General features: G+C 53.2%; 23 protein-coding genes, 1 tRNA gene and 2 pseudogenes. 13 read left to right on the top strand and 13 right to left on the bottom strand.

Features of this window, described 5'->3' with window-relative positions; all coding sequences use genetic code 11:
* Position 1 precedes the first annotated feature (1 nt).
* The 5 genes from pheS to thrS form a co-directional block, all read right to left on the bottom strand.
* Positions 2-1,015 (bottom strand): phenylalanine--tRNA ligase subunit alpha, encoded by a 1,014-nt coding sequence (pheS, locus tag ACTG39_RS11700; protein WP_439107741.1) that lies wholly within the window; start codon positions 1,013-1,015, stop codon positions 2-4.
* A gap of 158 nt (positions 1,016-1,173) precedes the next feature.
* Positions 1,174-1,533, bottom strand: coding sequence for a 50S ribosomal protein L20 (gene rplT, locus ACTG39_RS11695; RefSeq protein WP_009023007.1), 360 nt, complete (start codon positions 1,531-1,533; stop codon positions 1,174-1,176).
* Positions 1,534-1,559: 26 nt separating this feature from the next.
* Positions 1,560-1,754, bottom strand: coding sequence for a 50S ribosomal protein L35 (gene rpmI, locus ACTG39_RS11690; RefSeq protein ID WP_439107740.1), 195 nt, complete (start codon positions 1,752-1,754; stop codon positions 1,560-1,562).
* A gap of 90 nt (positions 1,755-1,844) precedes the next feature.
* Entirely contained in the window at positions 1,845-2,345 is a 501-nt protein-coding gene (gene infC / locus ACTG39_RS11685; protein WP_040362391.1) for a translation initiation factor IF-3, read from the bottom strand.
* 107 nt (positions 2,346-2,452) lie between these two features.
* Positions 2,453-4,390, bottom strand: a complete 1,938-nt coding sequence (thrS, locus tag ACTG39_RS11680; protein WP_439107739.1) for a threonine--tRNA ligase — start codon at positions 4,388-4,390, stop codon at positions 2,453-2,455.
* Positions 4,391-4,564: 174 nt separating this feature from the next.
* On the opposite strand from thrS, the gene ACTG39_RS11675 reads away from it, so the two are divergent.
* Positions 4,565-5,896, top strand: coding sequence for a M24 family metallopeptidase (locus ACTG39_RS11675; protein WP_439107738.1), 1,332 nt, complete (start codon positions 4,565-4,567; stop codon positions 5,894-5,896).
* A gap of 28 nt (positions 5,897-5,924) precedes the next feature.
* On the opposite strand, the gene uvrB is transcribed toward ACTG39_RS11675, so the two are convergent.
* A complete protein-coding gene (uvrB, locus tag ACTG39_RS11670; RefSeq protein WP_439107737.1) occupies positions 5,925-7,943 on the bottom strand; it encodes an excinuclease ABC subunit UvrB in 2,019 nt (672 codons plus the stop codon).
* Between the two features lie 99 nt (positions 7,944-8,042).
* Here uvrB and ACTG39_RS11665 point away from each other — a divergent pair.
* Positions 8,043-8,118: transfer RNA gene (locus ACTG39_RS11665), tRNA-Asn, on the top strand.
* A 157-nt stretch (positions 8,119-8,275) separates the two neighbouring features.
* Here ACTG39_RS11665 and ACTG39_RS11660 read toward each other — a convergent pair.
* Complete coding sequence (locus ACTG39_RS11660; protein WP_439107736.1) at positions 8,276-8,599, bottom strand: mechanosensitive ion channel family protein; 324 nt, start codon at positions 8,597-8,599, stop codon at positions 8,276-8,278.
* Positions 8,596-8,754 (bottom strand): mechanosensitive ion channel family protein, encoded by a 159-nt coding sequence (locus tag ACTG39_RS11655; RefSeq protein ID WP_439107735.1) that lies wholly within the window; start codon positions 8,752-8,754, stop codon positions 8,596-8,598. Before ACTG39_RS11655 ends, ACTG39_RS11660 begins: the two co-directional genes overlap by 4 nt.
* 108 nt (positions 8,755-8,862) lie before the next feature.
* On the opposite strand from ACTG39_RS11655, the gene ACTG39_RS11650 reads away from it, so the two are divergent.
* The gene (locus ACTG39_RS11650) at positions 8,863-9,636 is read left to right on the top strand and encodes an EAL domain-containing protein (protein ID WP_439107734.1); all 774 of its coding nucleotides are present in this window, start codon (positions 8,863-8,865) and stop codon (positions 9,634-9,636) included.
* Positions 9,614-10,135, top strand: a complete 522-nt coding sequence (locus ACTG39_RS11645) for a GAF domain-containing protein (protein WP_439107733.1) — start codon at positions 9,614-9,616, stop codon at positions 10,133-10,135. The genes ACTG39_RS11650 and ACTG39_RS11645 overlap by 23 nt, the downstream gene beginning before the upstream one ends.
* Positions 10,136-10,265: 130 nt before the next feature.
* Here the strand turns inward: ACTG39_RS11645 and ACTG39_RS11640 are convergent, their stop codons facing one another.
* On the bottom strand, positions 10,266-10,403 hold the full coding sequence (locus tag ACTG39_RS11640) for a hypothetical protein (RefSeq protein WP_439107731.1): 138 nt from the start codon (positions 10,401-10,403) through the stop codon (positions 10,266-10,268).
* Between ACTG39_RS11640 and ACTG39_RS11635 the strand changes: the two genes are divergently transcribed.
* The gene (locus ACTG39_RS11635; RefSeq protein WP_439107757.1) at positions 10,398-10,652 is read left to right on the top strand and encodes a response regulator; all 255 of its coding nucleotides are present in this window, start codon (positions 10,398-10,400) and stop codon (positions 10,650-10,652) included. The genes ACTG39_RS11640 and ACTG39_RS11635 overlap by 6 nt on opposite strands.
* Before the next feature lie 63 nt (positions 10,653-10,715).
* Here ACTG39_RS11635 and ACTG39_RS11630 read toward each other — a convergent pair whose 3' ends face one another.
* The 3 genes and pseudogenes from ACTG39_RS11630 to ACTG39_RS11620 form a co-directional block, all read right to left on the bottom strand.
* Complete coding sequence (locus ACTG39_RS11630) at positions 10,716-12,248, bottom strand: IS3 family transposase (protein WP_439107730.1); 1,533 nt, start codon at positions 12,246-12,248, stop codon at positions 10,716-10,718.
* A 176-nt stretch (positions 12,249-12,424) separates the two neighbouring features.
* Positions 12,425-12,700, bottom strand: a complete 276-nt coding sequence (locus ACTG39_RS11625) for a cation:proton antiporter regulatory subunit (protein ID WP_439107756.1) — start codon at positions 12,698-12,700, stop codon at positions 12,425-12,427.
* A gap of 9 nt (positions 12,701-12,709) precedes the next feature.
* A pseudogene (locus ACTG39_RS11620) lies at positions 12,710-13,633 on the bottom strand (ATP-grasp domain-containing protein); the annotation flags it as partial.
* 176 nt (positions 13,634-13,809) lie between these two features.
* Between ACTG39_RS11620 and ACTG39_RS11615 the strand changes: the two are divergent.
* The 6 genes from ACTG39_RS11615 (at position 13,810) to ACTG39_RS11590 (ending at position 17,570) form a co-directional block, all read left to right on the top strand.
* Entirely contained in the window at positions 13,810-14,283 is a 474-nt protein-coding gene (locus ACTG39_RS11615) for an ATP-dependent zinc protease family protein (RefSeq protein WP_439107729.1), read from the top strand.
* Positions 14,284-14,286: 3 nt separating this feature from the next.
* Positions 14,287-15,345, top strand: coding sequence for a succinylglutamate desuccinylase/aspartoacylase family protein (locus ACTG39_RS11610; RefSeq protein ID WP_439107728.1), 1,059 nt, complete (start codon positions 14,287-14,289; stop codon positions 15,343-15,345).
* A gap of 38 nt (positions 15,346-15,383) precedes the next feature.
* Positions 15,384-15,653 (top strand): hypothetical protein, encoded by a 270-nt coding sequence (locus ACTG39_RS11605; protein ID WP_439107727.1) that lies wholly within the window; start codon positions 15,384-15,386, stop codon positions 15,651-15,653.
* A gap of 385 nt (positions 15,654-16,038) precedes the next feature.
* On the top strand, positions 16,039-16,365 hold the full coding sequence (locus ACTG39_RS11600) for a sensor histidine kinase (RefSeq protein WP_439107726.1): 327 nt from the start codon (positions 16,039-16,041) through the stop codon (positions 16,363-16,365).
* A gap of 275 nt (positions 16,366-16,640) precedes the next feature.
* Positions 16,641-16,862, top strand: a complete 222-nt coding sequence (locus ACTG39_RS11595) for a hypothetical protein (protein ID WP_439107725.1) — start codon at positions 16,641-16,643, stop codon at positions 16,860-16,862.
* A gap of 120 nt (positions 16,863-16,982) precedes the next feature.
* Positions 16,983-17,570 carry a hypothetical protein gene (locus tag ACTG39_RS11590; protein ID WP_439107724.1) on the top strand — a complete coding sequence of 196 codons (588 nt, stop codon included), beginning with the start codon at positions 16,983-16,985 and terminating at the stop codon, positions 17,568-17,570.
* A 91-nt stretch (positions 17,571-17,661) separates the two neighbouring features.
* On the opposite strand, the gene ACTG39_RS11585 is transcribed toward ACTG39_RS11590, so the two are convergent.
* A complete protein-coding gene (locus ACTG39_RS11585; RefSeq protein WP_439107723.1) occupies positions 17,662-18,774 on the bottom strand; it encodes a glutathione S-transferase family protein in 1,113 nt (370 codons plus the stop codon).
* Between the two features lie 148 nt (positions 18,775-18,922).
* Here ACTG39_RS11585 and ACTG39_RS11580 point away from each other — a divergent pair, with 148 nt between their 5' ends.
* Together ACTG39_RS11580 and ACTG39_RS11575 are read left to right on the top strand one after the other, a co-directional pair.
* The gene (locus ACTG39_RS11580) at positions 18,923-20,197 is read left to right on the top strand and encodes an amidohydrolase (protein WP_439107722.1); all 1,275 of its coding nucleotides are present in this window, start codon (positions 18,923-18,925) and stop codon (positions 20,195-20,197) included.
* 155 nt (positions 20,198-20,352) lie between these two features.
* Positions 20,353-20,637, top strand: a pseudogene (locus ACTG39_RS11575) (YebC/PmpR family DNA-binding transcriptional regulator); the annotation flags it as partial.

Raw genomic sequence — 20,637 nt, 5'->3', positions numbered from 1 at the left:
ATCAAAATTGCGCGAGAAAGCGCAGGTCGTTTTCGAAGAAAAGTCGCAGGTCATTCACGCCATAACGAAGCATCGCCAGGCGCTCTACCCCCATGCCAAAAGCAAAGCCTGAGTAGCGCTCAGGATCGATACCCGCCATTTCGAATACGCGGGGATGCACCATTCCGCAGCCCATCACCTCAAGCCAACCGGTATGACTGCAAACGCGGCAACCGTCGCCACCACAATGGACGCACTGAATGTCGACCTCGGCACCGGGCTCTACAAAAGGAAAGTACGAGGGCCGAAAACGCACGGCGAATTCTTTCTCAAAGAACACCTGCAGGAACTGCTCAATGAGTCCCTTAAGATCTGCAAGGCTCGAATGCTCATCCACCAACAGTCCTTCGACCTGGTGAAACATTGGCGTGTGCGTCAAATCCGAGTCACAGCGATAAACCCGTCCGGGGCAAATGATGCGCAGCGGCGGCTCGCTGCCTTCCATCACCCGCACCTGCACAGGGGAAGTATGCGTACGCAGCACCGTTGTCGGGTCGACAAAGAAAGTATCGTGCTCGGCACGCGCCGGATGCTCCGGTGGAAAATTCAAAGCTTCGAAGTTGTAGTAGTCGTCTTCGACTTCGGGACCGTCGGCAACGGAAAATCCTGCAGAGCCAAAAAACTCCTCGATACGCTCGATGGTTCGACTAATGGGATGCACGCGTCCGCTGGTCACAGAGCGACCCGGGAGTGTCACATCGATGGACTCGCTGGCCAGACGAGCACTGATTGCCGCCTCTTCCAGCGCGGCTTTGCGCTCGCCGATAAGAGCCTGAATCTCCTGCTTAACCACATTGATCTGCGCACCCGCTGCCGGTCGGTCTTCGGCAGACAGGGCAGACAAGCCTTTCAGCAGAGCAGTGAGCGCGCCTTTCTTGCCCAAATAATCGACTCGGGCTGTCTCCAGCGCCGGGACATCAGGCGCTGCATTGATCGCCGCGCGCGCCTCATTGGCAAGTTGTTCGAGATTTTCCATGGTTCAAAGCTACCCATAAAAATATGGCCTCAAAAGGCCGAATCCAGTGGACCGAAAAAAGCGGCCACAAAAAAAGGGAAAAGGCTGGGCCCTTTCCCTTTGATTTTTCCGTGTTGCAAGCCACCGCTTTCGCGGCGGGATTTGTCCAGCCAGGGGCTTTAGGCAGCGAGAGCTGCTTTGGCTTGCTCCACGACTGCTGCAAAGGCTGGCTTGTCATGTACTGCGAGATCCGCAAGTACGCGACGATCCAAACCAATGTTGGCTTTCTTAAGGCCATTGATCAGCTTGCTATAAGTCAAACCATTGGCACGGGACTGGGCGTTAATACGCGTGATCCACAGTGCACGGAACTGACGCTTGCGCTGACGACGGTCACGGTAAGCGTACTGTCCCGCTTTAGTGACTGCCTGCTTGGCTACGCGAAAGACGCGTGAGCGTGCTCCGTAATAACCTTTGGCTTGCTTCAGAATTTTCTTGTGCCGACGATGTGCGACGACACCACGTTTTACGCGAGGCATATTCTTCTCCTGTCCTTAATAAACGCTTAGCGCGCCCGCATCATGCGGTCGATGAGCACTTTGTCACTGTCATGGATCATTGAAGTTCCACGCAGCTGGCGCTTACGCTTGGTGGTCATTTTGGTCAGGATGTGGCTCTTATGCGCACTCTTGCGCTTATAGCCGCCTGCGGTTTTTTTGAAGCGCTTAGCCGCTCCGCTGTGAATTTTTGCTTTAGGCATTACTTGTACTCCGCATTGGGTCCGAATGTGCCCGGAGGCTTACTATCGGAACTCGCTTTAAATTAAATGACTCAGGGCATTCACAGGCCGCTAGCCATTCTTCCTTTTCGGGGCGATTACCATGGTCATCTGCCGGCCTTCCATTTTCGGAAACTGCTCGACACCGCCAAGTTCCGCAAGATCGGCTTCCACTCGTTTGAGCAGCTCCATGCCTATCTCTTGGTGAGCCATTTCACGACCGCGAAAACGCAGCGTGACTTTGGCTTTATCCCCGTTCTCAAGGAAACGCACCAGGTTGCGTAGTTTTACCTGGTAGTCCCCTTCCTCCGTCCCTGGACGAAACTTCATTTCTTTCAGTTGCGTACGCTTTTGCTTTTTCTTCTGGGCGTTTTTCTGCTTCTTCGCCTCGAAGATATGCTTGCCGTAATCCATGACTTTACAGACCATGGGATCCGACTGATCCGCAATCAGTACAAGGTCCATACCGGCTGCTTCCGCAGCCGCCCGTGCTTCTGCGAGGGGAACAATACCCACCTGCTCGCCTTCTGCACCCACTAAACGGACCTTATCCGCGACTATTTCATCATTGATAAGGGATCTTTTGCCCTTACCGCTATCTTTACTGATCGCTGCTCTCCAAATTTGCGCTCCCTCGTAGGAGCCTTATATCAATCCTACGGCCAAGCCCGGTTTTTAAACTAGGATTCCTGACTGTCGCCGACAGCAATGCGGCCATGTTGCGCCACGTCACGGTCAAGTACCTCTGCGAATGCCTCAATGGACATCGTTCCGAGGTCCTCACCACTACGTGACCGCACGGCCACCGTCTTCGCTTCGACTTCTTTTTCACCCACCACGACGAGGTAGGGAATGCGCTGGATTGTGTGCTCGCGGATTTTAAAGCCGATTTTCTCGTTTCTCAAGTCCGAAAAAACCCGAAAACCCTTGTTTTTTAAGGAATCTTCCACAAATCGGACGTAATCGTCCTGCTTTTCGGTGATATTCATGACTACGGCCTGTTTTGGGGCCAGCCAAACGGGAAACGCGCCTTCGAAGTTTTCGATGAGAATTCCGATGAATCGCTCGAAAGAACCGAGTACCGCGCGGTGCAACATCACCGGTGTTTTGCGAGAACCATCCTCTGCCACGTACTGGGCATCAAGACGACCGGGCATGGAAAAATCCACCTGCACGGTACCCATCTGCCAGACCCGACCGATGCAGTCTTTCAGGGAAAACTCAATCTTGGGACCATAAAAGGCGCCCTCACCCGGCAGCTCCTGCCAGTCCAGACCTTGCGCGTCCAGAGCGTCGGCCAAGGCTTTCTCGGCACGGTCCCAATCTTCGTCAGTTCCTACGCGTTGGGCAGGGCGAGTCGACAGGCGATAAATGACTTCGTCGAAGCCAAAATCCTTGTAAACGGCATGAAGAAAATCAATGAAGGTCGATACTTCGGGTTGAATCTGCTCTTCCGTGCAAAAAATATGACCGTCATCCTGGGTGAAACCGCGCACACGCATGATCCCGTGGAGGGAACCAGACGGCTCATTACGGTGACAGCTGCCAAATTCGGCCAGGCGCAGAGGCAAGTCGCGGTAGGAACGAAGCCCCTGATTAAACACCTGTACGTGACAGGGGCAGTTCATCGGCTTTACGGCAACGTCACGCTCGTCGGACTTGAGCGTAAACATATCATCGCCGAACTTGTCGGCGTGACCGGACTTCTCCCAAAGCGTCATGTCAACTAACTGCGGCGTTTTGATCTCCTGATAGCCGTTCGCGCGTTGCTGCTCGCGCATGTACTGCTCGATCACCTGGTAAATGGTCCAGCCGTCTGGATGCCAAAAAACCATACCCGGTGCTTCTTCCTGGGTGTGGAACAAGTCCAGCTTCTTGCCGATCTTGCGGTGGTCGCGCTTCTCGGCCTCTTCGATGCGACGCAGATACTGCTTGAGCTGCTTTTTATTGGCCCATGCGGTGCCGTAGACGCGCTGCAGCATCTCGTTGTTGGAATCACCACGCCAGTAAGCACCAGCGAGCTTGGTCAGTTTGAACGCTCCCAGCTTGCCCGTGCTTGGAACATGGGGGCCGCGACAAAGGTCTATCCAATCGCCCTGACGATACAGAGAAATCTCTTCGCCCTCGGGTAGATCTCGAATGATTTCGACTTTGTAGCTCTCGCCCATCTTTTCGAATTCAGCGGCCGCCGCGTCACGATCCATAACGATCCGCTCTACGGACAGATCCTCACCTACGATTTCAGCCATACGGGCCTCGATCTTAGGCAGGTCGTCCGGGGTGAACTGATGCTCACCTGCAAAATCGTAGTAAAAACCGTCTTCGATTACCGGGCCGATCGTAACCTGGGTGCCCGGGTAAAGGCTCTGCACAGCCATCGCCAGAAGGTGCGCTGTGGAGTGGCGAATGATTTCCACGCCCGCATCATCACGCTCGGTCACAATGGCGAGAGCAGAGTCGGCGTCAATACTGAAACTTGTATCGACCTCTCGGCCATCAACAACACCTGCTAAGGCGGCTTTCGCGAGGCCAGGGCCTATATCCGCAGCAACGTCGGCTACGGTAACGGCGTGATCGAATATTCGTTGGCTGCCATCAGGCAATGTAATGGTTGGCATCTAGTGCGTCTCCTTCAGTGGTGGCCCCCACGAAAGGCCACATGATTTCGGTGAGGACCGAACCTCACCGCGGGGCGCGCATTCTGCCCTAGAGCCAAAACGTTTTAAAGAGAAGAAGTACCGCTCGGCAGCTGCTAAAGTTTCTTCTTAGCCAATTCGACATGGATCCTGCTCATGATTTACGTTTTCCAACTCCTGCTAACAGCTGTCCTAGTACTGACAAGCCTGTCCGCCTCCAGTGAAGGCGAAGCCCAGCATCGCTGGGAAATGATGAACCAGATACGCAAAGAGAAGTTTGATTTGGTGCTGCCCGAGGTTATGCGGGAAAACGGCGTAGAAATGTGGATTACCGTGAATCGCGAGGGTTATGACGACCCCCTGACGGAAGACTTTGGTAAGGGCTACGTGGGTGGCTGGGGCTACTATATATTTACCTATCGCGAAGAAGACTTTGGCAAAGGTCGTGTCGAACGCGTTGCCCTGGGTATCGGCACTCATCTCATCGAAGAGAATGGCGCTTATGATTACACCACCGAAGGGGAGTTCGACCTTGCAGCCTTTGTCGCAGAGCGAGACCCAAAGACTATCGCGCTTAACTACGCCGAGCACATCGGTGGCGCTGATGGGCTTACCCTTACCGGCTATCGACATTTACAAAGCACTCTCGGCAAGAAGTACAGCGAACGCTTTGTGTCTGCCGAAAAGCTTGCTTCGGACTTTCGGTCCCGCCGAGTGGCAACAGAGATCGCCGCCTTCGCCCGCGCGGGTGAAATGTCTCGCAAGATCGCAGAGACCGCTTTCTCCAATGAGGTCATCACCCCAGGAGTCACCACCCTTGCCGACGTGGCTTGGTGGATGCGCGAGCAGCAGTTTGCGAACAACTTAGGCACGTCTTTTGGCATGCCCTCGGTGTACATCACCGGACCCGATGGCTTTGTTGCGCTCTCTGACGATCACGTCATCCAACGGGGAGATTTTCTCGCCATCGACTGGGGCGTCGGCTATCTCAACTTTTACACCGACATGAAGCGCCAGGCCTACGTGCTCAAAGAGGGTGAAACCGAAGTCCCCGCAAGTATTCAAAAGGCCTTTGATAACGGGCGCAAAGTACGGGACATCCTCAAGGCGAACATCAAAGCGGGACGCACGGCAGGCGAGACCTACGACTTAATGAATGAAAAGATCAATGCGGCGGGCTTTACGGTCATGGAGAAGTTCAATCAACCTACGGACGATCCTGGTGTGGTGGACGTAATCATTGGCTGTCATAGCGTAGGCAATCTGGGTCATGGTATTGGCCCCTCCATCGCCTGGTTCAACCCCGAGCGCATGAAGTACATGATTCACCCCAGCAATCTGTTCTCTATCGAGTTGTTTGCCTACACGGCTATTCCGGAGTGGGGGAACAAAAAGCTGCGCGTTCCTCTGGAAGATGATGCCGTTGTGACAGAACGCGGTGTGGAGTGGGTCTACCCGGTCACGAACCGAGTGCTGGTGATCCGCTAGCAGTTAGCTAAAACCTGCTAGCGCTGACTCAGCTCATAAAGGCCTGCTGCTTAATCTCCGTGAGTTGATCACGGAGTGCTGCGGCCTGCTCAAACTCCAGATTCTTGGCGTGCTTATGCATTTGCGCTTCCATTTTATCGAGACGCCGCGATAAGGCCGCGGGCGATAGCTTGAGCAGCTCCTGCCCATAGGCCAGGGTCTCTTCCGCCACTTTCTGTCCCTTGGCCTTTGCCTTGGTGGGCATGCGACGGGCGCCCTCCATAATGTCCTGAACACTCTTGGTAACGCCTACGGGCGTCACGTTGTTTGCCTCATTGAACTCCACTTGCTTACGGCGACGACGATCAGTCTCATCGATGGCGCGCTGCATGGAGCCTGTCACTTTGTCGGCGTAGAGGATCGCCCTGCCCCGAAGGTTACGCGCCCCCCGCCCTATGGTCTGGATTAGCGAGCGATCCGAGCGCAAAAAGCCCTCCTTGTCCGCATCGAGAATCGCGACCAAAGCAACCTCGGGCATGTCCAGGCCCTCGCGAAGCAGGTTGATACCCACAAGCACGTCAAACTTACCCAGGCGAAGATCACGGATAATCTCGACGCGCTCTACGGTATCGATATCCGAGTGCAGGTAGCGCACACGCACATCGTGCTCAGACAGATACTCCGTTAGGTCTTCCGACATGCGCTTGGTCAGCGTGGTCACCAGTACGCGATCGCCCATGTCTACCGCCTTGTGAATCTCTCCAAGGAGATCATCCACCTGAGTAGTCGCAGGACGGATTTCTATTTCGGGGTCCGTGAGACCTGTGGGCCTTACGACCTGCTCAACCACCTGCCCCGCATGGGCTGCCTCATAAGGGCCGGGCGTCGCCGACACAAACACCGCCTGCGGTAGTAGATTTTCCCATTCCTCAAATCGCAAGGGTCGGTTATCCAAGGCGGAAGGCAATCTAAAACCGTACTCCACAAGCGTTTCCTTGCGAGATCTATCGCCTTTGTACATGGCCCCGATCTGCGGAATACTCGCATGAGACTCGTCGATAATGACCAGAGCATCGTCTGGCAAATACTCATAAAGCGTCGGGGGCGCCTCACCCGGCCCTCGCCCCGAGAGATAACGAGAGTAGTTCTCCACGCCCTGGCAATAGCCGAGCTCACGGATCATCTCGATGTCGTAGCGGGTTCGTTGCGACAGTCGCTGGGCCTCTACCAGCTTTTCGACAGACTTGAGCTGCTTCACACGCTCGTCAAGCTCAACCTCAATATGCTCGATGGCATTGAGCATGATGTCTCGGGAAGTCACGTAGTGCGTTTTGGGATAAATTGTCACCCGAGGGACTTTTGCAATGATGACGCCGGTAAGCGGGTCGAAGAGGCTTATGTTTTCTACCTCCTCATCAAACAGCTCGATGCGTATGGCTTCGGCTTCGGCCTCTGCGGGGAAGACGTCTATCACATCACCACGAACCCGGTAGGTACCCCGGGAAAAATCTATATCATTGCGTTGGTATTGAAGCTCCGCGAGGTGCCGCAGCACCTCTCTTTGGTCGATGATTTCTCCGCGAGAAATATGCATCACCATCTTGAAGTAAGACTTGGGGTCACCCAATCCGTAAATGGCGGATACCGTGGCCACCACGATACAATCCTTACGCTCCAGCAATGCCTTGGTCGCGGACAAGCGCATTTGCTCGATGTGCTCGTTAACCGAGGCGTCCTTCTCGATAAACGTGTCGGAGGAAGGGACGTAGGCCTCCGGCTGGTAGTAGTCGTAATAAGACACGAAGTACTCCACCGCATTATCGGGAAAGAACTCCTTAAACTCGCCATAAAGCTGCGCCGCGAGCGTCTTGTTATGAGCCATCACAATGGTTGGGCGCTGCAGCTGCTCTATGACGTGCGCCATGGTAAAGGTCTTACCTGAACCCGTTACCCCCAACAACGTTTGGGCCGCCAGGCCCGCGTGTATTCCTTCGACGAGAGACTTGATAGCAGTCGGTTGATCACCCGCAGGCTGGAACGGGGAGTTAACTTTGAAGGGCTTGCTCATGGCAGGTGCTTATGACGAAAAGCCCAATAGTATAATTGGTGTTGATTCCGAAGCGGAGGGTGATTAGAATCGCGCCCCTCTTCGAAAGGAGAGTGTTAGTCCGCCTTAGCTCAGTTGGTAGAGCAAATGACTGTTAATCATTGGGTCGCTGGTTCGAGCCCAGCAGGCGGAGCCATATTTAGGGTGTAAAACACCCATATATCAAAGGGTTGCAGCGATGCAGCCCTTTTTTATTGCGCCCCTGACAGCCTCTCTGTCAGAGCCCTTGTCAGAGTTTCTGAATTGGGCATCGACTATAGGGGCAAATTGGCTATTTATTAGCCAGATTCGGGCTATGCCTTCTCCCCCTCGCCACGGACTATCACATAGGTCTGGTCAGCAATGTGGGTGCCTACAATGACGCCCACGACACCGCCTATCCCCAGTTTGGCAAGACGCGCAAGCACCCAAGCCAGGATGATGAAGCCCAGTGCGGCGCCCAGTTTCGGGAGATAGGCAAAAATTCCCCTGAGGAACGAGTTTACCGGCTGGGCAACGGTTTCCAGATTCAGCTTGTCCAGGAAAGTGAGAAAGCCATACACCAGTATCAGCCAGAAGACCGTGCCCGAAGCCAGTTTCTCGACGGGAAAGTCCTCGCTGAGGCCTTCGGTGGTCACCAGTTGTTGTCGAGGCCGGTACGTGCGAGCAGCCGGCGTACCAGTGCCCTGCCGACGGCTGCTGCGATGTAGAACGCTACGAGAATGATCAACGCAACTGCGAAGTTGATCACCATGATGGCGTATTCCAACCACATTTTTTCAAGGTATTCCATGTTGTAATCCCTTGTGTTTATTGGTGTTTTAAGATAAATATAAATAGAAATTCTTTGCGACCGGCCGCAAGCAGCATCTCATGTTCATCAGGCAGACAGGTGATTTTTATGGGTTTTGGTGGATTGACCCGGCCCTATCGGTGGGCAAATGGTGTGAAGCTCGCGTGCTATGGCCAGCAAATTGTGAATGCCACTACCCGCAGAGTGGACAAGGTGGAGTTGCTGTCCAGGCCAGTCGGGGGCGGTGATATCCCCGATCTGGAGGCGTTCTTTCAGAAGCTGCCGGTGGAGGCACATCTCGATCTGGTGAAGTGGCATGTTCAGATCGCCAGGGAAGTGCACGCTGCACTTGGGGTGCCCGTTTGCATCAACGTCGATAATCAAATCTTTCTCGAAGAGCGGTACACGCATCATCTGTATTCGCTGATAGAGAGAAACAGATTACCCCTGGTGTTCGAGTTTACGGAAATGAACCCCATGCCTTCGGTGGACAGAGTGCACCCCGTTTTCAGGCGGCTAAGAGAACACAGCGTGCAGATCGCGCTGGATGATTTCGGGGCAGGATTCAACGGGATGTCGTTGTTCACTGATTACGACTTCGACATTGTGAAGATTGACAGGGCGCTGGTAAAAGACGTGGCTGTGCGTGCAAAGAAGGCTCAGGTATTAGGCTTGCTGGCCGATATGATCACTACTCTTGGTAAGTCTCACGTGGTCGAGGGCTTGGAGACTGAGGAACAACTGATGTCACTGCAACGACTTGGCTTTACGACGTTTCAAGGGTTCTTTTTCCATCGACCTGACATGATCGATCGGGTGATCAAGGGGCTTAATCTACAGTCTGAAAAGGACGTTACGAATGAAATATCCCTTGTGCAATGATGAAGGAGGTCGCCTGGGCGCCCTGCACGATCTACATATACTAGATACTGGGCCGGAACCATCTTTCGACAGCATTACCGAAAACCTGCAGGATATTTTTGGCGTGCCCGTAACGGTCATTTCCCTGATCGACAAAGAGAGGCAATGGTTTAAGAGCGTGGTGGGTCTTGATGTCTGCGAGACCGATCGGGACGTCGCGTTTTGTAATTATACCGTTGCCAGCGGCGAATTCTTTGAGGTTACCGACGCTGCTATCGATCCAAGGTTTCACGCTAATCCACTGGTAACGCAGGCTCCGGGAATACGTTACTACTGTGGAGCGCCCATATTCTCTGCCCACCAGGCGATTGGCTCGCTTTGCCTGATAGATATGGAGGCTCGGAAGTCACTGGGTCCCAAGGGGCGACGGATTCTTGAGCGCTTTGCCGAACAAGTTGCCAGGGAGTTGGAAGTTCGCCGGCTGCTCAAGGCCGCCGCCGGCGCTTTGCTTTTAGGCTGAAGCAGCAGAAGTGTCGCATGAGGTGTGGGTTTGCCCTCGGGTGGCCAAATGTAAATTCATTGTAATGATGTGGGTCAGTGCAGTGACCATCTGGCTGTATTAGCGTAAACGTGAGGGCAGTCAGTAATGCTCAGGAGAGCAGATCATCATGATTGACCGCATTCTTGTAGTAGACGATGAGCCGGAAATTGTCGCATAGATCAGTGACTTTCTTCGCTCGACGGGTCGCCACGTCGAAACTGCCTGCAACAGGCAGTGTGCGATCCACAGACTCGTCAGGAACCCTACAATACAGTTGGTTCTCTCGGATATTCGGATGCCTGGTGGTGATGGCAGGTCTCTGCTGGCCTATCTTCGAAACGACCTTGGCTCGTCCATTCCTTTCGTTCTGATGACCGGGCAAACCGGTTCCGATCCAGGGCAGGAAGGGCTGGAGCCCACGGCGGTGCTTTCCAAACCCATCCGCCTCAAGGAATTGGGTCGCTTGTTTGATCAGTTGGGGGCAATTCAAGTATGACCAGTTGTAATCCCCCCAATAAATAATCGAGATTGAGGGTGCGGCGCTTTTCTTGGACAGCATTTACGCTGCAATCTCTAAGCCTTGACGATACTCGACGGGGCTCTTACCGCCCAGAGACATCTTAATTCGAGATTCGTTGTACCAACGGATATAACTATCAAGTTCGGCAATAAACATCGGTATCGTGACACCGGTCCATCGCCTAGAGTAGAAGAACTCGGTTTTCAGTCGGCCAAAGAATGCCTCGCAAGCGGCATTGTCGGGCGTGCAACCTTTTCGGGACATAGAGCGCCTCAGATTTGCTTTCTCAATGCGTCGAATCCAGCCTGGCCAGCGGTAGTGGCTACCCCGATCCGAATGTACTGTCGGCGTTTCACCAGGCGCAAGAGTAATGATTGCCTCATCAAGCATGGCGTTCACTAGATCCGCATTGGGTGTCTGACTGATCGACCAACTGACAACTAAACCGTCGAAGCAATCGATTATTTGGGAGAGATAGATCTTGCCGGCCGGAATTCCAAACTCGCTCAAGTCCGTCAGCCACTTCTCGTTAGGCAAAGACGATTTAAAGTCACGATCAGTAATGTTCTCTGGTGCCGGGCTCAATTCACCGCGATAGGTCTTGAAACGATTACGCCGTGTGCTGCCGACCACCAGACCTTCTTCAGCCATCAGTCGGCGAACAACCTTTTCAGAGAGTTGCAAGCCGCCGCGCCGTAGGCATTCGCCAATGCGGCGATAGCCATAGCATCGGTAATTGCGTTCAAAGATAACGACCATCTCACCTCGCACATCTGCATATTTGTCGGGACGCTTTAGGGCTTTCCGGTTGTGATAATACGAGCTCCGAGGCAGCTCGAGTGACGTGAGCAGCTCAGCGAGGTTGTAGATGTCTTTCAGGGCGTCAACCAACAGAGTCTTCTCCCGATTGCTCAGGGTCCGTGGATTGACGCCCTCTTCTTTTTTTATGAGTTCGTTTGCCTTGATGAGTATGTCGTGCTCAAGCTGTAGCTCATGAACGCGTTGCTCGAGGACGTCTACTTCTGCCCTCAGCCCATCGCGGTCCTCATCGCTCGCCCGATCGCGTCGTCGCTTCATAGTGTTTCCCGTTTCCGCATCGATTAGTTTATTGCGCCATTTATACAGCGCTTGGCGGGAAACACCGAACTTCTCGGCGATAACGGCGGCAGAGTCTTGACGGGTGCATAGCTCAATGACAGCGCGTTTCCTCTCCGCATCCACGTGAGCTGGCACAGGCGCCAATTTACTTAGATTTGTTGTTGCGCCTGGAAGATCGCCGTTTACCCACGCGCGCAGCCACTGCTGACTCGGATAGCCAAGCTCCCTTACCGTTCGAGCGATGCATTTGCCCGTACGGAAATAATGTTCGATAGCCACTCGACGTTCCGCCGCATTGTATTTTGGCTTGCGCTTTTTTCTAGGAACGATCTGGTCGAAATCTACGTAACTCTCATACCAGCGCTTTAGCTGCTTCTTGCAGGGATATCCGAGAATTCGAACGGTTACTGCTGCGCTCTTGCCGCACTGAATGTAAGTCTCAACCGCTTTTAAACGATCAGAATGGGAATACATGAACCACCTCCAAAGTAGTCCAAGATTTCCGCCGCACCCTCAATCTCGATTATTTATTGGGGGGATTACACACCCATATATCAAAGGGTTGCAAAGATGCAGCCCTTTTTTATTGGGTGATCAGAAACGCTCTATGGATTAGCCTGCTGACCACTTATGTAAGGGTGTGCTTAACGTTATTCTGCCTGCTCGGCATCGTCAGCTTCCGGCGTAGGAAGGTCTTGTACGACAGGGCGGCGTTTCCTGCGGGTTTTAGTTGGGATCATCCCCCGCATCTCCTGAAGCTTGCCAAAGCACAGCAGCTTGTCCTCTGCCTCAAGCACTCGATCTCTGCGAGGATTCGGAATTGCTTTGCCGTCGCGATAAAGCGTTAAAACATTGATGCTTTTATCCTCCAGCTTCGTATCCGTTATGGACTGCCCGACGAACTCCGACCCCTCAGGTACGTAGATCTCGGTAACACCAAAGCCTTTACTAACAGTCAGACGCTGGCGCACATCGATCTCAGGGAAATCCACCTGCGCAGCCATGTAGTCAATCACCGCTCCAGCCACATCTAACTCGGTGGCGGCTTCAATGCCTTCTAGTCCGGGAGAGGAGTTGATTTCCATGACCTGAGGCCCGTCTTTACCTTCAAGCATATCGACACCCGCCACCGTCAAACCCATGATCTGGGTACAGCGTACCGCTGTCTCGATGTATCGCTCGTCAAGCTCGACTGGCTCAGCAATTCCGCCGCGGTGAACGTTACTTCGGAACTCTTGGCCTTGAGCCACCCGTCGCATGGCGGCAACCACCCGATCACCAACGACAAACGCCCGAATGTCCTTTCCTTTGCTCTCCGCGACAAACTTTTGAATCAACACATTTTGTTTCTGACTTTGAAGAAGCTCAATGATCGACTCAGCTTGTTTGACTGTGTCTGCGAGCAGAACGCCAATACCCTGGGTACCCTCAATCAACTTTATGACTACAGGCGCGCCGCCAACTCGCTGGATGGCTGGTAATACGTCCTTCTTGTCACGCACAAAAGTAGTTCGAGGAATACCGATATGGTGCCGGCTGAGGATTTGGAGGCTGCGCAGCTTATCTCGAGAGTTCAGAATACCGTGGGATGTATTTGCGCAATACACGTTCATTTCCTGAAATTGCCTTACGACGGCAGTCCCGTAATAAGTAATCGAGGCACCAATACGCGGGATCACTGCGTCATAGTCACTCAGCTGCTTTTGTCGGTAGTAAAGATCCGGAGCCCCTTCATCAAGATCAATGGAAAACTTCAAAGTGTTTAGAACTTTCACTTTGTGATCACGTTGTTCCGCCGCTTCTTTCAATCGACGTGTACTGTAAGCGTTGGGGCTGCAAGATAAGATCGCAAGCTTCATGTTTACTCTCGTTAGAGTTGGTTTCCAGAGCCGGGGCTTTGTGCGTTTTTCTGCGAAAACGCCTCACCTCATCACATTACCCTGTCTGTGTGACTAACACTACGACGGGCGGGGGTCACATTGCCGCTTTGCTGTTACCATCAGGCACTTTTACATTTTTCGCCTCGAGGACTAACGTGGCAAAAACCATCAAGCAACCCAAATCCATTATTGGCTGGCGCGAATGGTGCGCGTTTCCAGACTTACAGCTCCCGGGCATCCTCGCGAAAATCGACACCGGCGCCAAAACGTCCGCACTCCATGCGTTCAACATTTGCGCAAGCGACAAGGGGGATGACTGGATAAAGTTTTCGGTGCACCCCGTGCAGAGGCGCAAGCAGCCAGTGATTGTCTGCGAAGCGCGGTGTTTGGACATGCGAGCCGTTACGAGCTCAAATGGAAAAACCGAGAATCGACCGGTAGTCCTTACCACGCTGAGAATTGGGCCTCATCACTTCGAAGCTGAAGTTACACTGACCAATCGCGACCAGATGGGTTTCAGAATGTTGATCGGCAGACAATCCCTGAACCGGCGATTTATTGTTGATCCGTCGCTTTCGTACTGCTGCGGCGACCAGGATGAGCGCCTGCTCTATCCGAAGGGCGCATAAGGAATGACCGATAAGATGCGCCGGCAACCGTTCAAAATCGGAAGCGTCGCGGTAGAGCCGGGAAATCGAGAAACACTCTCACTGCAACTCTCTGGACAATCGCCCTACACCCCAATGTCGCTTCCCATACATGTAATACATGGGAAGCAAGATGGACCCGTACTACTTTTAAGTGGTGCGATACACGGTGACGAAATTAATGGGATCGAAATCATACGACGCATTCGACACACCAAAGCACTTAACCGTCTCCATGGCACCCTTATTTGTGCACCCATCGTCAATGTGTACGGTTTCTTCAACCACACTCGGTATCTTCCAGACCGAAGAGATCTCAATCGCTCATTCCCCGGCAGCGAGCATGGGTCCTTAGCTGCAAGATTGGCTAACCTCTTCGCGACCGAGGTGGTGGACAAAGCCACCCATGGCATTGATCTACATACTGGCTCCAACCACAGAACTAACCTTCCACAGATTAGGGCCAACCTAGATCATCCCGAGTCCGCTCACTTAGCGAGAGCTTTCGGTGCACCGATCATCATTGACTCGAAGCAACGTGATGGATCTCTTCGAGAATATGGCATGTCTAAAGGGCTCCCCATCTTGCTCTATGAGGCTGGCGAGGGTCTGCGGTTTGATGCGCTGTCGATAAGAGGCGGCGTACGCGGTGTTTTAAACGTCATGCGAGAACTCAAGATGCTCCCCCATCGCACTCAAACCGTATCCCCCGAAGTAATAGAGTCGCGATCTTCACAATGGCAGCGAGCGCCAATGGGTGGGCTACTTAGAATTGAGGCTGCACTGGGGGCGCGCGTGGAACGCGGCCAGGTAATAGGTCGTGTAGCCGACGCTATTGGGGATAATGAGACAGAAGTGCTCTCGCCCGTTACTGGCATCATCATTGGAAGGACCAATAATCCGGTGGTCAATGAGGGTGATGCTTTGTTCCACATTGCCAAATTTGCCGACTCAAAAAATGCACAGCAAGCGATTGACGACTTTCAGGAAATGCACACCGACAGCTTGGGAGAAGGTGACTATGTCGATCCGGGTGTTGTGTGAAGCTCAACTCACAAGCACTAGGTGAGCGCCGCCGATCCATGAGGCGATCGGGCACCACATCGCTTTCGCTGCTGGTGATATTTCTGCTCAGTGCGGGCTTCCCTGCTCGCCTGAACGAAAAGGGTGTTCTGCACGAGACCTACGAATCGGCCCGCGAGCTGCCCGGGCTAGGCTATCTCTCAGACGGCAGCGTCGCCGTCTACATTAGCTTCACCCTTAACGGTAAAAGCTACGAATTCGAAGGTGACACGCCAGCCCGGAAAAAGATCACGGTATTGCCGTCGGTGATCTCTCGTCAGGGCGTCTGAGCGCTAACCTCAGTTCGGATGTGCGTTTCCAAGATTAGCTGTCCTTCGTAAAGGCTCGGAAACCGTACGCTTACAGTTAATGGTATTGGCAAATTAACCGCTCCAAGCTAGTGAAATCCGGCTCGCGACCTCAGGCGACTGCTCTACCCCACTCTCCAAACGCACTGATCCTGAGATCACGAAAGTGATATCCAGAGGAAAGCGATGGCGTTTGTAAGTATTCAAACGCCAGATTTTGCCTGTTCAGGCCAGTTAACTTGGCGATACTATTCAAGGCGAGTAGTTCTGCAGGCACTCAAACGTTAACTTGTCGTCAACGTTTACTCAGGTATGAAAGTAACATGAACACGGTTGATCTCATTCAGTTTGCCAGTCTCTTCGAAATGTGAACGCGGACCGTCAGCTTCTCGAGCAGGTGCTTATCAACGTCATCAAGAATGCCATGGAGGCCCTGCAGGGGACGCCCCTTCCGCGTATATCGCTATCGGCGCGTCTGGACTATGGACGTACGATCATTGACGTTGCAGATAACGGCAAGGGAATTCCCGAGGACCTGATCGACGATGTCTTCATTCCTTTTTTTACAACACGTAGGGACGGCAACGGTATTGGTTTGTCGCTCAGCCGACAGATCATGAACGCACACGGCGGAGATATCATGCTGGAACGCTTGCCTGATGAAGGTACACGAGTACGCCTAGTGCTCCTGTGAGACATCCAACCTCCGACTGAGGTCCGCACGCTGGAGTCTATCTAGGGGGGCAGGTCAGTAGCGCAGATTGGCGCTGGTTTTAAAGGGCAGACGGTGGCTCTTCGGCTCTGCTAGAGTTCATTAGAGTCTTTAGCTGCACCTGGCAGACACAGCCATACACTCAGTTTTTGTATTACCATCAAAGGATTATAGAGATGCCACGCTTTTCAATCGCCGACCTGTAATACTTGCCGGCCAAAGAGCATCCGGCTCTGCCCCACCCCTACGAGCACACTGTGAATAGAATAGAAAAGTTAAAAAATGACCTATACAGCTTTGAAGAGCTGGATACCCTGGAAAAGAACGCAACCCAATTGCGCGATGCCGAGACTTTGCGGCTGATTACTCGTAGCCGCGCTTCCAAGACGGCTAAGGGCGAACAGCCCAAGAGCACGGTTGATGCAGAGGGTAAGCCGTTGACGAAACGAGCTCGGCGCGAAGCAAAGGCAAAGCCTTAGCTGCTTTGTTTATGCTAGAGGCATTGCGCGTTCATTCTTCAGGTAAAAAGAGATCAGTACATCGATTGAAAGCGCGGAGTTTGACGAGCTGGCCTACTCATTCAAGATGAAGGAGCGAGATTGAATACCATTTTTAAAGTAACGATGATCACGATCATTAGCGCGTTTTTGTTAACGGGCTGTTTATCTCAATCATTACCCGAAGAGCGTCTTCCAGAGTATTCCGTCATCAGCGTCCAACTGCCGGGATTCAAGCCTCAACGGGGAGACACGGTCAGCTGGCTGAACGACCTTGTCATCGCTGGGGATCTCTCGGCGGAAATCGAAGATTTAGCGACCGTCGAAATTACCGCGCGCGTGCAGCAAAGTTTGAGCGATAAGGGATTTACGTTTATAGCGCCCGCAAACAGTCGATACGTGTTGCTCGCCGCTCTCATTGGGAACATGTCCGATGAACTATTGGATGAGCAAAAACAGCTCCTGGATCTGGCTCGCATGTACCCAATGCTGGGCGGTGGAGCCTATGAGCGAGACATGCTGATACTAGCGCTGACCACTCCAGAAAAAGTCGGAGACGGCAATCCGCTGTGGAAAGCCGCTGTCGAAGTATATTCGGCCGATGAACTCAATCTATCCAAAGCTGCCAAACTAGAGCGTCTGGACGCTGCGATAAGCCAGCTGCTGTCGACACTCCCGGATATGATCTGACCTACCCGTTTATAAGCACTCTTTTAAGCGCGGACAGGGTCGCCGTTAATGTCAGACAGCTAAACACGAGAGTTGAACTACCGGCGCAATACTAGGACCACACCTCAAGATTAGCTGCCCGGTCGATTTTGCGCGTCAGTTTCGCGCCCAGGAGTGCGCTCATATCGGCTGACTCTAACAAGGATATTAGCGCCGACTGCTCCGAGTCTGCTGCCGATTCATAGAGCTCCTGAACCCGCGCCAGCAAATAGAACCGATACGGCTGTGCAAGTGCACTAATCGCCACGTCGTCTACATCAAACTGACAAAAGCCCACGCCTCGCTCTGCAGTGGTGCCATCGGCTAACTCCAAGCTTTTTGCTAGCCAATCGTTGATCACGGTCGCTGCGGCTAGAGTTTCTGGCACGAAGTCCCTGGCCATACATTGCATAACGGCGACCAGCGTGGCTGGAATCTCGTCGTCCGGCAGATAATCGTCAATCTGGTTCTCAAACTCACCGATATCAGGCTCGGGACGGTTCATCCGCTCGACCCATCGAAATACGTGCGGCGCCCGAGCCTGCATCATCGATAGCGGCTTAGGGTCACGACCTAAATGCGCGTAGAGCGGTGCGATCATGCCAAAGTCACCAATACAGGGCCGGTTGCCCAGCAGGTAGGGCACAGCGGAAAAGTGCGCGTCCAAGGTATCGAGAAACGCTTCGTAGGAAGACTCAACCACTGGCACGGACTCCGGTAACACACCAAAGCCCTGCCCCGCTCGCCGCATCGCCTGCATCGCTCTATCGGTCTTTTCCTCCATGCCCTTGGGCATCATGGTTTGAAAATGAAATCGCAGAAAATCAAGATTTTGATCATCGAAATTCCAGCGATAGTGCATTGCCGGTCGTAATAAACCCTCGGCTCCCAGCACGTCGAACAAACGACTAACCAGGTTCTGCTTTAGGCCACGGGGCGAAAACAAATGGCCACCTAATGCCTCGAAATGGTCGATGATCGCTGCACCGTCACGAATGACCTCGCCCTCCGCCGTTTCCAGCGTAGGTATGCCCTGGCGATTGCCCGCCGCGGGAAGTACAATCTTTATGTAGTGCTCGGTTGTAGGGGTAGTCTCGCGGTAAGCGATCCCCGCTTTTATCAAATAACTGCGCGCTCGCCCCGTGTACAAAGAAAGCGCCGAACCATAGAGCGTGTGTTGCGTCATTGAGACTTCCTTAAACGAGGAGCCATAAAAGTACGTAGCGAAACATCAGCTTAGCCTGATAATAATGCACTGACCCCGTGAACGCGCTAAGCTCGATTGCAGCGCAAGAAACATCATTCTCTGCTCACGAATTACACAAGGCCTTCTTATGTTACGCCCGATAACTCTGCTGTCGTTGATCACACTACTGCCTCTGTCGGCCACCGCTGCCGATTGGCAAATGCTCGTTGATGAACGAACACTAAGCGTTAACGACAATGTTGTTGAACTGCGTCACCATTTTCACAGCAATCCAGAACTCAGTAATCAGGAGTTCGACACCGCTAAGAAAATCGCCGCCGAGTTGACCGCCCTGGGATTTGATGAGGTACAGACCGGCGTAGCGGGAACAGGCGTGATCGGGATATTGAAAGGCTCAAAGTCCGGCCCTACCGTTGCACTCAGAGCAGACATGGACGCCCTCCCGGTCACGGAGAAGACTGGTTTACCCTTTGCGTCCAAGGTCACCACCGAATGGCGCGGGCAAGAGACCGGTGTCATGCATGCCTGTGGACATGATGCCCACATGGCGATTCTTTTAGGGGCAGCCGAAGTTCTCGCCGGTATGCGCGATGAAATCCCGGGCACTATCAAGTTTATTTTTCAGCCTGCAGAAGAAGCTGAAGGAGGCGCCGACGTTATGGTCGCAGAGGGTGTCTTGCAGGACACCGGCGCCATTTTTGGTCTTCATGTGATGCCAGCGTCGGCGGGCATGATTTTGTACAAGCCTGAAGGCTTTATGGCAGCCGCAGACAAGTTCGAGATCATTGTAAAAGGCACGCAGACCCATGGCTCTATGCCCTGGAGAGGCGTCGACCCTATCGCTGTATCCGCGCAAATCGTCAACAATTTGCAAACCATCGTAAGTCGACAAATTGATATCTCCGACGCGCCAGCGGTAGTCACTATCGGGTCCATCAACGGTGGCAATCGAAACAATATCATTCCCGAGCAGGTGGTTATGACGGGGACTATTCGCACTCTGGACATGGCGATGCGAGCTGATGTTCACGAACGTATTAAGCGAACGGCGACTCTTACTGCTGAGAGCTTTGGCGCCACTGCCGAAGTCACAATACCCGGAGGCACTCCCGTTACCGCTAACGATCCAGAGCTCACAGCGCAAATGGCACCGGTGCTAAAACGCGCGGCTGCCAATGGAAACGCCCACATTGTGAAGCCCATTATGGGTGCCGAGGATTTTTCGTTCTTTGCGAATGAAATCCCGGCCCTGTTTTTTGGCCTGGGGGTAGCCGCTGAAGGAAAAGACAGCGGCGCGCCTAATCACTCTCCGTACTTTTATGTAAACGACAAAGCCCTCAGTCATGGCGTTAACGCGATGAGCAGCCTCGCGCTTGAATGGCTGTATTCGCAAACGGAATAATACCCGTAGGACACACCTAGAGGCGCCCTGCTGCTCAGATTCGACGAGAAACGAGAACACGGCAGAAGCAGCTCACTGCAATACTTAGCTCTGGATACCAAGCTGTGAAAGCTTTATCTTGCGCTGACAGCCAACCAAAAGAACGTATAGGGATTATGGGTAGAGCCTACCAAAACCGAAAAGAGTCCATGGCCAAAACCTCGGACCAAAAAGCCCGGGTGTATAGCAAGTACGCTCGAGAAATCTATGTTTCGGCAAAGTCTGGCGGCCTGGATCCTGCGGGCAACCTAGCCTTGCGCAGCATCATCGACCGAGCCAAGAAAGATCAGGTACCCACCCACGTCATCGATAAGGCCATCGACAAAGCCAAGGGCACCGGCGGCGAAGATTTTGCTCTGGCACGCTATGAGGGCTTTGGCCCTAACGGCACCATGGTCATC

The organism is Congregibacter sp., assembly GCF_965662665.1.
In the GTDB taxonomy this organism is placed as follows: Bacteria; Pseudomonadota; Gammaproteobacteria; order Pseudomonadales; family Halieaceae; genus Congregibacter.
This window is presented reverse-complemented; position numbering and strand designations above follow the sequence as displayed.